Origin of the sequence: Butyrivibrio sp. AE3006, from assembly GCF_000424165.1 — a bacterium.
Lineage (GTDB): Bacteria > Bacillota > Clostridia > Lachnospirales > Lachnospiraceae > Butyrivibrio.
In genome coordinates, this window is sequence record NZ_AUJJ01000026.1 from 38,119 (window position 1) to 50,121 (window position 12,003).

The window sequence follows — 12,003 nt, forward strand, 5'->3', positions numbered from 1 at the left end:
TAACGTCACTTTAATACGCTTCATAGGGAGGTTTTATGCGTAAAAATGGTAAATGGGGTAAGCGATTTTTAGCCCTGGGACTGAGTGCTTCTTTATTAGTGGGAGCACCGATCACCACAGGCACAGCTTTTGCTGCAGAGGATGAAACTGTAGCAGATATCGAGACAGTTACAGAGGAATCAGACTTAGCGGAGGAGACTCAGGCAGAGGAAACTCAGGTGGAGGAAGCTCAGGCAGAAGAGTCTGAAACAGAGAAAATCGAAGAGGAGACAAAAAATCAGAATAGTACAGATTCTGAAGAGGTAAGCACAGAACCGGAAAAAGTGCTTGCTGAGGAAACAGAGGATCCTGAGGAAGAACTGGAAATAGACACAGAGGAGACAATCACCTCAGTATTCGAAGAAGAGGAAGAAACAGTTGTTGAGCAGGATACAGACGCTGACACAAGAAAAGCTGAAGTTCTTGCAAAGCAGAAGGAAAGAGCTTATAGCAACGGTAATGAAAACGATTCAGCAAGCGTAAGCAGAGAATCCATCCATGATGGTGCCATCCTTCATGTATTTTGCTGGAATTTTGACACTATAATCGAGCACATGGATGAGATAGCTGATGCAGGCTTTACAGCGATTCAGACATCACCTATCAATAAGGTAATTGATACCCACCCTGCACTCACATTAACCGGTGATGGACAGTGGTACTATCATTATCAGCCTACAGACTGGACTATAGGTAACTATCAGCTCGGTGACAGAGAGGGCTTTAAGGCTCTTTGCGACGCAGCTGATGAGTATGGAATCGGTGTTATAGTAGATATTCTTCCGAACCATACAACACCTACAACAAGCCAGATCTCACAGGATATGATCGATGCTGTGGGCGGCCTTGATAACCTTTATCACAAGGGTAAGAACAGCAGCATGAACTACAGCAATCGTCTGTCTGTTACCTATGATGATATGGGCGGACTTCCGGACGTTGATACAGAAAATGATGATTTCCAGGAGTATTTCTATGCATATCTTCAGGATTGCATCAACTGTGGCGCAGATGGATTCCGTATTGATACAGCTAAGCATATAGCATTACCGGATGACGAAGTATCAGCAGCTTATGCAGATGAGCCGGACAGAAACGATTTCTATCCCAACATGGTAGAGGCGCTTAACGAGTATGCAAATGAAACAGGCAGAAAGGAATATGACAATCTGTTTGTTTACGGTGAGGTACTTCAGGGCTCTGCATCAAGGCTTCCTGCATATCAGCAGTATATCGGCGGAACAACAGCCAGCAACTACGGAAGCACCATCAGATCTGCTCTTGCCAATGACAATTTCGCTGTATCAAGGGTTTCAGATTATGGAATCGCAGACGAAGGCGATTACAAGGCAGATGAGGATAAGCTTGTAACATGGGTAGAGTCACATGACAACTACATCAATGATACTTCTTACACCTCTATAAACGACAGCGATACAGTACTTGGATGGGCAGTTATCACAGCAAGAAAAGACGGAACACCTCTTTTCTTCTCAAGACCTAATAACAGCTCCAAGAACAATCCTTTTGGTGACAACATTTTAGGCGCTGCAGGAAATGATCTCTATAAATCTCCTGAAGTTAAAGCTATAAACAATTTCAGAAGAGATATGGCAGGTAAGGACGAAGCTCTCTCCAATCCCGGCAATGACAATCATCTTATCCTTATTGAGAGAATGGATGAAGGCGCAGAGGTTGCTGACGGCGCAGTACTTGTAAACTCATCATCCAAGTCCGTAGCAGTAAAGGGTGATACCACTCTTGCTGACGGAACATATATGAATGCCGTAGAAGGCGAAAATGATATTTTTGTAGTAAAGAACGGCTCTCTGAGCGGTGTTATCGCTGCAGAATCTGTTGTTGTATTAAATGAAAAGGCAGAAAACGAGTACACAACAGTTCATTTCTACAACACAGAGAATTTAAGCACAGTAAAGGCAAGAATATCCGGACAGGACGAGCTTATTACAGGCCTTGATGAAAATGACGGCTGGGTAAGATTCTATGTTCCTGCTGAGGATTTTGAAATCAGCTTCGGCGATGGCGCAGAGTTTGGTACATACACTTACAGCATCAGCGGCGGCAAAGAAAGCTATATCGCACCTTCCAAGAGCGATGTATTTGATTCTGCAGAGGCTACAGAAGCGGCTCTTGGCATAAAGACAGAGTCAGTATATTTCTTCAACACTTCTCTTTGGGAGGATGTAAAGGCTTATGCATGGTTTGACGATGGAATAATGCTTGCAGGCGCATGGCCCGGAAAGAGCACAACAGACATTGGCGGCTACTGGATCAGAGCTGATCTTAAGGTAAGCGAGGACAATGAAGAGCCTATCAATATTATTTTTAATAACGGCACTTCACAGACACAGGATATAAAAATCGATGATGAAAACATCTATATTGCTATGGATGAGGTTCAGTCATCAGGTGCAAAGAAAGTTACAAAATACGCTTCAAAAGAGGCTGCAGAGGAGGCTCTTGGAATCTCTGCAAATATGACCACAGTATATTTCTACAATATGGACAACTGGGAAGATATCCATGTTCATATGTGGGAAGCCTACGATACAGGCGAATGGCCCGGAATCCCTGCTACTGATGAGGGAGACGGCTGGTGGAAGGTAGTTATTCCCGCAGGTGCAGGCTCTGACTTCAACATTATTTTTAATAATAACAATAATGGCAAGCAGACCTCCAACCTGAAAGTAACAGATATCACTAAGAGATATATTGCAGATAATCAGAATTTTGCATCAAAAGAAGCTGCCCTTAAGAAGATTTCAGGCGTAGTAGAGTACAAGCCGGTTTACTACTATGATGATAACGAATGGGATGAAGTATATGCATACATCTGGGGCGGCACAGACCAGGTATACAACGATCTTCTTGGCGGATGGCCCGGAACTAAAATGACCAAGGGAGAAGATGGCTTCTACAGTGTTGAGGTTCGTGAGGAAGCCCTGGAAGACGGTGATGTACATCTTATCATCAACAACGGTAACGGAACTCAGCTTAATGACAAGATGATAAGAAATGCCACAAACGTATACTTTAACACCGAAGACACAGATGGTTATCCTTCTGCGAAAGAGGCTCTTGGAGACAGAGAGCCCGGATCAGATGAAAACGGCACAGGAGATGAAGAAACCGGTGATTCTGAGGGTGGAAATGCCGAAACAGGTGGCTCAGAGGATGGAAATACTGAGACAGGCGATTCAGATACAGGTAATTCCGAGCAGGACAATGCCGGCACTGAGAATAGCAATGATGTAACAGCACCTCAGGAGACTCAGCCCGCAGTTTCAGAGCCTGAAAAGGTTCAGGAAATCGTAGCTGTTACAGGTGTAAGCTTTGATAAAAAAACAATCAAGCTTGGAAAGGGCGGAAAGCAGCAGCTTTCTGTAAACGTTGCTCCTGCAAATGCCACAAACAAAGACGTGACATATAAGAGCAGCAACAGTAAAATTGCGTCAGTATCAGCTTCAGGACTGGTTAAGGCCAAGAAGAAGGGTACTGCAACAATCACAGTTACAACAAAGGATGGCGGATTTACTGCATCCATCAAGGTTAAGGTAACAGATCCCGTTAAGGTTAAATCAGTTAAGCTTAACAAGAAGAGTAAAACCTTAAAGGTTAAGGCAAGTTATACTCTTAAGGCTACAATTAAGCCTAAGAATGCCACAATTACTGATGTTACATGGAAGAGCAGTAACAAGAAGGTTGCAAGGGTCGATGCAAACGGAAAGGTTACAGCTGTCGGAAAAGGAACAGCAGAGATTACAGTAACAACTAAGGATGGCAAGTATAAGGCAACCTGTAAGATTAAAGTAAAATAATTAACCAGTAAAATTTATTAAGCTTCCCACATTCCGGTATCAGGCATGCATGGATATTGCTGAGATATTAGGGAATTGTGGGAAGTTTTTAATTGTAGCTTGACATAGTTTGTGAGGTTTATATATAGTTAAAATAAGTTAATCGCTAAACCAACAATGATGTTTTTATAGTGATCGGAGTAAAAATGAATCTTAAGACTATTGCACAGATTGCCGGAGTAAGTACAGCAACTGTTTCAAACGTTATAAATGGGAATTATCACAAGGTTTCAGAGGATACCAGGCGTAAGGTAGAGAAGATCATAGAAGAGTCCAACTACAAGCCCAGTGTCATGGCCCGTTCCCTTGCTAAAAAGGAGAGTCATCTTATAGGCGTTGTGGTTCCTTATCTCAGTAAGGACGAAGACTTTTTTTCTAACCCATATAATGCACACATTATCGCAGCCCTTGAGAGATATGTAAGGCAGCACGACTATTACATAATGCTTCGCTGCGTGGGGGCACCAAGGGAGATCATTCCTCTTTTGTCTTCCTGGAACGTGGATGGCGCATTTTTCCTGGGGGTTTATAAGGAAGAGGTCCGTGAGATCAAAGAGAGAATCGATATTCCCATGGTATTTATCGATACCTATGCACCCGGTGAAAACATAGTTAACGTGGGTATAGAGGACTATAGAGGCGGATATCTGTCCGCAAAATACCTCATAGGTAAAGGCCATAAAAATCTTGCACTTGTGGCCCCTGTTATAACAGGAGAGGGCGTTATCAAGGAGAGACAGCAGGGATTTATTGATGCCTGCAAGGAGAGCGGGATTGATTTTAAGCCTTCAAGGGATATATACATCTGCGATTCTATTTACGGCGGAGCTGTAGAAATCGGACAGGACCTGGTATTTTCGGGTAACGGCTACACAGCTGTTGCGACCATGTCTGATATCGTGGCATTTGGCGTTATAGAGGGACTTACCCAGTGCGGAATAAGAGTACCCTTCGATATGTCGGTTGTGGGATTTGACAATCTTCCTGATTGTGATTTTATGACACCTAAGTTAACCTCTGTGGCGCAGGATTTTAGCTGGAAAGCTGAGAAAGCGGGAGATTATCTGTTCCGCATGATCGCAGGAGAAAGAGATCTGGTGGCAGATATACGTCAGCCCATCAGAGTAATGGAGAGACATTCAGTACGTAACCTGGCAGATTAACTTAAATTTAACTGATTACGCAGGATTTAAACCCGGTTTTAACGGATTTTGTCCTGCGTTTTTTAGTGCACCTTTGGTTAAGCGAATAACATAAAACAACAAAATAATCAATTGTGAAAAATCAATAAGAATCAAAGCTTAGAATTATTCAAAGTATAGAAAAGTTAAAAAGAGGTTGACCGCTTAACTAACATGGCGTATAGTCCTAGTAAAGCGATTAACCAAACACGTTAGAGAAACAAATTTTACAAGCAACAAATCTAGGAGGAATTGAAATGAAATTGAAAAAGTTAGGAGCGCTTATGATGACCACTGCTGTTACAGCAGGCGTTCTTGCAGGATGTGGAAGCAGCAACGCTTCAGAAACTGCAGCACAGGGTACAGAAGCAGAGAGTACAGCGGCTGACAGCACAACAGCATCAGATACAGCAGAGGCTACAGAGGAAGCTGCTACAGGCGAGACCGAGGCAGTTAACCTTAAGATCTGGGTTCCTGAAGAGGAAGTAGACATCACAGATCAGATGGTTAAGGATTTCGATGCAGCACATGATGAGTTCGACATTACATACGAAATTGCTGTTGTAGGAATTGACGAAGCACCTCAGGCACTTGAGACTGACGCTGATACAGCAGCTGATATTTTCTACACACCTTCAGGCGGTGTAGCAGATCTTGCAGGTAAGGGCCTTCTTCTTCCCATAACCAAGGATTTTGATACATTAACAGGTGACCTTCCCGAAAGTGCTATCAACGCTGTAACAATTGATGGCCTTACATACGCAGTTCCTTTTTCACCTAATACATACTTCATGTATTACAACAAGGATCTTCTTACAGAAGATGAAGTAAAGAGCCTTGACACAATCATGGCAAAGGATCTTGGTGATGGAAAGTGGAACTTCAGTACTCAGATCACTAACTCATGGTATATCGAGAGTTTCTTCCTTGGTAACGGATGCACACTTTTCGGTGCTGACGGTAAGGATCCTTCAGATTGTACATTCAACGACGCAAACGGTCTTGCAGCAGCTGAGTACATTGTTGATCTTGCAACAAGCAGTAAGTACCTTGAGGATGCTGACGGTGTAGGCGGTTCTGCATTTAAGGAAGGTAATCTCGGAGCAGTAACATCCGGAGCATGGAGCGCACCTGAGTTTAAGGATGCTCTTGGTGACAGCCTTGGAGCAGTTGCTCTTCCTACAGAAAATATCGGTGGCAAGGATGTACAGCTTTCAAACTTTGTTGACTTTAAGACAATTACAGTTAAGTCAAATACAGCTCATCCTTTAGCAGCTCAGCAGCTTGCAGTTTACATGGCAAATCCTGACAGCTGCCTTACAAGGTACAACACACAGGGCGATGTACCGGTTCTTAAGTCCCTTTCCGAAAGTGAAGAGATCAAGAATGATTTTGTAGCATCTGCTCTTAACGATCAGGCAGCACTTGCAACAAACCAGCCCAGCATTCCGAAGATGGGTGATTACTGGGATCCTGCTAAGGCACTTGGCGAAGGCATCTATTCAGGTGATATCAACAAGTCCAACCTTCAGGAGAACCTCGATGCTCTTGTAGACAGTATCACAGGTACACTTACAGAGTAATCTTAAGGCGATTTTGATTAGTTTTGGGGCTGCGTTTCTTAGCAGCCCCATTATATTATGAGCCTGCTAATCGTTATCAAAATGGAGTTCATTATGAATACAGAATACAAAGATAGAAATCTGATCACAATTTTTACCAAGGGTGATATTTTTTCAAAGTTATCATTTATATTTTGCGGTCTAACCAATATTCGTTATGGCCAGGTTATCAAAGGGTCAATATTTTTACTTTTAGAAATCTTATACATTGTTTTCATGGCAGTTAAAGGTGGAACCCTTCTGCATGATCTTTCTACTCTCGGAGAAAATCTTCAGGGTATGGCATACAATGAGTCACTTGGCATTTATGAGATGCAACAGGGTGATAATTCAATGCTGATCCTGCTTTACGGCGTAATGGCGATAGTAATTACTGCAGCATTTATCGCTCTTTGGAACTTCTCAATTCGTTCAGGTGAGAATGCCAGAAAAAATAAGGAAACCGGACATCACGTAAACAATTTTATACAGGATGTAAAAAGTCTTACAAATGAGAATATTCGCTTCCTGCTTCTGTCAATTCCTGTAGCGGGACTTTCAATATTTACTGTAACTCCTCTGATCTACATGATCCTGATGGCTTTTACCAACTATGATTCAGAGCATCAGCCCCCGGGAAATCTTTTTGACTGGGTTGGAATAGAGAACTTCAAGACACTTCTTGCAACAGGTGACAGACTTGCATCAACCTTCTGGCCTGTTTTGGGATGGACTCTCGTATGGGGATTTTTCGCAACATTTACCTGCTATTTTGGCGGAATGATACTTGCGATGATCATCAATTCAAAGGGCATTAAATTCAAGAAGTTCTGGAGAACCATATTTGTGTTTACTATGGCTATCCCTTCTTTCATATCTCTTCGAGTTGTTGCAACAATGCTGGGTGAGAGAGGAATCTTCAATGTTCTTCTTCAGCAGTGGGGGTTCACAAGCAGCGCTCTTCCTTTTTTGTCAAATGCGACATGGGCAAGAGTTTCGGTAATTGTAGTTAACTTCTGGATCGGCGTTCCGGTAACAATGCTTATGGTAAGCGGAATCCTGATGAATATCCCGGGAGAACTTTATGAGAGCGCAAGAATAGACGGAGCCGGTCCGTTCACAATGTTTAGAAAAATCACATTCCCCTATATGTGGTTTGTGACAACACCGTATCTTATTTCAAATCTAATAAGTAACTTTAACAACTTTAACACCATCTTCTTCCTGACAGGAGGAGAACCTCACACACTTACATATTACAAAGGTGCGGGAAAAACAGATCTGCTTGTTACATGGCTGTATAAGCTTACCAAGGACAGCAACGATTACAACCTTGCATCCACAATCGGAATCATAATCTTTGTAATATCTGCAGTGTTTACACTTATCTCGTTTTCAAGGTCAAATGCTATGAAAAATGAGGAGGGATTCCAGTAATGAAAAAAACAGTAATAGGATTAAATCTCATATATTATGTGCGGGCTGCAGCAGGCGCTATCCTGTCCTTTATCTGTCTCTTTTTACCTTATATTTCAAGAGATGGAAGCCGCAGCTCCATGGTTTCTACAGCGCTTGACCTGTTGAAAGCACAGGAGACTTCAAAGATAACATTTTTCGTCTATGTGGCTGTTGCCCTTACGACATTGTCGTTTATCTGTGCTGCTTTTAACTTTGTAAAAACATCAGTTAAGGGCATGAAAATCTGGCAGGCAATACAAGTAGTTAACACAGCGTTCTGGACATTTTTGCTTTTTGCATCAAAGACAATCCTTGAGAAGGCAGGACTCCAGAGCGGCTTCATGAATAAGTATCTGGGAATCGGTTTCTTCCTTGGACTTATCGCAACATATTTCGCACTTGTGTACATTATGAAAGTTACTCAGACAAACAGAGGATATATCATTCTCACAATTCTGGGCGTTATATGGATGTTCCCTATTTTATGGATACTTTTGACAGCTCTCAGAGCAGAGCAGGGCTACTATGTGGGTTATTTCTTCCCTCATAAGCTTACCTTCCAGAACTTCATAGATCTGTTCAGTAACCAGAGCGTACTTCCTTTTGGAAGATGGTGGCTCAACACACTGATAGTTGCGGTTTGCAGCTGTATTATCAATACACTGATCATCCTTATGACTTCATTCACCTTAAGTAGAACCAGATTTAAGGGCAGAAAAGGTTTTATGAATGTTCTTATGATAATCGGCATGTTCCCCGGATTTATGTCACTTATCGCAGTGTATAACATCCTTAAAGGTCTTGGACTTAATCAGTCTCTTGCAGCCCTTGTTATCGTAGGTGCGGCCGGAGCAGCCATGGGTTATCACGTAAGTAAAGGATTTTTTGACACAATCCCGAAGGCAGTAGATGAGGCGGCAATTATCGACGGCGCATCAAGACTTCAGATATTTACACATATTACACTTCCGTTATCAAAGTCCATAATCGTTTATACGGTGCTTGGAAGCTTCCTTGGAGCCTGGTCGGATTATATTTTTCCCAGCATGCTCTTTGGAGACAAGCAGAGTTCATATACTGCAGCAGTAGGTCTTTACTGGCTAACTGACTTTAGAAGAATCGATACATATTACACACAGTTCGCCGCAGGTGCAGTGGTTGTTGCGGTGCCTATCGTAATCCTCTTTGTATGGCTTCAGAGATTCTATGTTGAGGGTCTTTCAGGCTCAGTAAAGGGATGATATGGGTGATTTTATGAAAAATTGGCTAGACAGTATTTACAGCGACGGAACACCCGGCTTTGTGTCAGATGCTGATCCAAAGCTGGGTGACAGCATCACTGTTTCCGTAAGATTATATAAGACTTCTCCCGTGAAAAAGGTCTTCCTGCGAAAAATGACCAATGGCGCGGAAGAATATATTGATATGGAAAAGGGCGAAACTAAGGGGAATCTTACCTACTATAAGGCGCAGATTAAGATAAATGAGCCCTCCGTAAAATATATTTTCGTGTTCATGACAGAGGATATCATCTATTACTACAATCAGGCGGGAGTAACAACCTACGTTCCTGATTACAGGCATGATTTTGTGATCCTTGCAGATAACCACAGACCTGATTGGGTAAATGGAGCGGTGTTTTACCAGATTTTTCCTGAGAGATTCTGTAACGGTGATAGGTCGAATGATGTGAGAAATGCAGAGTATGAGTACAACGGCATACCAAGTATTCACATGGATAACTGGGATGATAAGCCTCTTTTGCCGGATCAGGGAAGAGCTGTTGATTTCTTTGGAGGAGATCTTCAGGGGGTGATCCAAAGGATACCATACCTGAAGGAACTGGGAGTTACCGCGATTTACTTAAACCCCGTGTTTACGGCATATTCCACGCATAAATACGACTGCATAGATTTTTTCCATGTGGATCCTCATTTCGGCGGAGATGAGGCACTGGCAAAGCTTTCAGAGGCACTTCATGAAAACGACATGAAGCTGGTGCTTGATATATCCATAAACCACACAGGTATAAAGCATCCCTGGACAGAGGAGAAGCCGGAATTTTATTTTAAGAATCCTGATGGCTCCCTGAAGGGATGGGCAGGCTTTGCGTCTCTTCCTGTTCTTGATTACAGGAATGAGGAGCTGCGGGATCTGATCTACAGAGGTGAGAATTCCGTGCTCAGGAAATGGCTGAAGCCGCCTTACAATATTGACGGTTGGCGCTTTGATGTGGCGGATGTCCTTGCAAGAAATGATGAGGTTCAGCTTTCTTCAGAGGTTTGGAGGGAAGTCTGCGATGCCATCAGAGAAGAAAAGGAAGATGCCATTATTATAGGTGAGCACTGGGCTGATTGTAACGAATACCTCCAGGGCGACCTTTGGACAACGCCTATGAATTACTATGGTTATGGAAGGATCATCAGGCAATTCATCGGCCTTCCCGAGCTTTTCGTATCAAGGAACAGGGACCTTGCACAGGTGGACTACAAAATGACTGCCATGGATGTGGTAAAAAGAACTGCGGACCATTACAGCAGTATTCCCCAGGCCATTGCGGATTGTCAGATGAATCTTTTTGACAGTCATGATATTCCGCGAGTCCATAATTATAAAAAAATAGACTTTTCCAAATGGAAGATAGCTGTTCTTTCACAGCTCCTTTGGACAGGTATCCCATGTATCTACTACGGGGATGAGCAGGGAATTGACGGTTATACTGAACATGATGCCGGATTTCGCTATCCCATGAACTGGGATGAGATCACAGGCAAAAGAGCAGATTTCTTCAGGATATATCGCAGGATGATCCAGCTGCGAAGGAATGAAAAAGCTTTTGCCCAGGGTGGAAGGAAGGTCCTTTTTAGCGATGGAAAAATACTTGCCGTTTCCAGGTTTCATGGGGACAACATGTTTGTCTGCATAATATCCATGGAGGATGAAACTAAGACCATAAGTCTTCCACTGTGGCAGATTGGCGCAGCAGGAACTTTAGACGTAACAGATGAGTTTGGCGAGATAGTCAGTATCAGGGAAAATTCTGAGGATTTAGTACTTGAGATACCACCCTTTAGCTCATATATTCTGAGACTGTTACCTGTGTGACACTTGTGTGATAAAAGCTCTGATATTATTACATCATAAACAAGCCCCTTCCAAAAACTTTATTCACATATTACACAACAAAAGCCCTGCATTTTTCTTGTGAGAGATGCGGGGCTTTTGTTATAATAATTGTTGAAAAATCAAAGATTTTTTGCCGCTAAATGGCGGATTATTTTTTGACATTTTGGAGGAATGAAAATGAAAGTTTTGGTGGTTGTTGACATGCAGAATGATTTTATAGATCAGGCGCTTGGCACAAAGGAAGCAGTGGGGATCGTGGATAATGTTGCTGCGAAAATAAAGAACTTCGACGGCAAGGTTATTTTTACAAGAGACACTCATCACACAGATTACATGAGCACACAGGAGGGACATAACCTGCCTGTTGAGCATTGCATTAAGGATAGCGAGGGATGGCAGATTTCTTCAGCACTTCCTGTAAGTGAGGATGCGCTGATCATTGATAAGCCCACCTTCGGATCCAAGGAACTTGGACTTTGTCTTGAAAAAATGGCTAAGGAGAATGACATTGAGGAAATCGAGGTCATCGGCCTTTGCACAGATATTTGTGTAATCTCAAACGCACTTCTCATAAAGGCATTTCTGCCTGAAGTGAAAATTACTGTTGATGCATCCTGCTGCGCCGGAGTAACACCACAGAGCCATCAGACTGCGCTGGATGCCATGAAAGCATGCCAGATCAACATAATCGGAGCATAATTCATTTTTGAGAAGTGACGA

General features: G+C 42.7%; 7 protein-coding genes. All 7 read left to right on the forward strand.

What is annotated here, in order from left to right:
* Nucleotides 1-35: 35 nt before the first annotated feature.
* The 7 genes from G603_RS21645 (at nt 36) to G603_RS0113595 (ending at nt 11,982) form a co-directional block, all read left to right on the forward strand.
* Complete coding sequence (locus G603_RS21645; RefSeq protein WP_051207883.1) at nt 36-3,878, forward strand: starch-binding protein; 3,843 nt, start codon at nt 36-38, stop codon at nt 3,876-3,878.
* A gap of 185 nt (nt 3,879-4,063) precedes the next feature.
* Nucleotides 4,064-5,080 (forward strand): LacI family DNA-binding transcriptional regulator, encoded by a 1,017-nt coding sequence (locus tag G603_RS20435; RefSeq protein ID WP_051198001.1) that lies wholly within the window; start codon nt 4,064-4,066, stop codon nt 5,078-5,080.
* A gap of 275 nt (nt 5,081-5,355) precedes the next feature.
* Nucleotides 5,356-6,681, forward strand: coding sequence for an extracellular solute-binding protein (locus tag G603_RS0113575; protein WP_026670564.1), 1,326 nt, complete (start codon nt 5,356-5,358; stop codon nt 6,679-6,681).
* Nucleotides 6,682-6,774: 93 nt separating this feature from the next.
* Nucleotides 6,775-8,136: a carbohydrate ABC transporter permease gene (locus tag G603_RS0113580; RefSeq protein WP_051207886.1), complete on the forward strand. Its 1,362-nt coding sequence runs from the start codon at nt 6,775-6,777 to the stop codon at nt 8,134-8,136.
* The gene (locus G603_RS0113585) at nt 8,136-9,398 is read left to right on the forward strand and encodes a sugar ABC transporter permease (protein ID WP_081669940.1); all 1,263 of its coding nucleotides are present in this window, start codon (nt 8,136-8,138) and stop codon (nt 9,396-9,398) included. The genes G603_RS0113580 and G603_RS0113585 overlap by 1 nt, the downstream gene beginning before the upstream one ends.
* Nucleotides 9,399-9,411: 13 nt before the next feature.
* Complete coding sequence (locus tag G603_RS0113590; RefSeq protein ID WP_196808077.1) at nt 9,412-11,262, forward strand: alpha-amylase family glycosyl hydrolase; 1,851 nt, start codon at nt 9,412-9,414, stop codon at nt 11,260-11,262.
* 198 nt (nt 11,263-11,460) lie between these two features.
* Nucleotides 11,461-11,982 (forward strand): cysteine hydrolase family protein, encoded by a 522-nt coding sequence (locus tag G603_RS0113595; RefSeq protein ID WP_026525191.1) that lies wholly within the window; start codon nt 11,461-11,463, stop codon nt 11,980-11,982.
* The last annotated feature ends 21 nt before the right edge of the window (nt 11,983-12,003 follow it).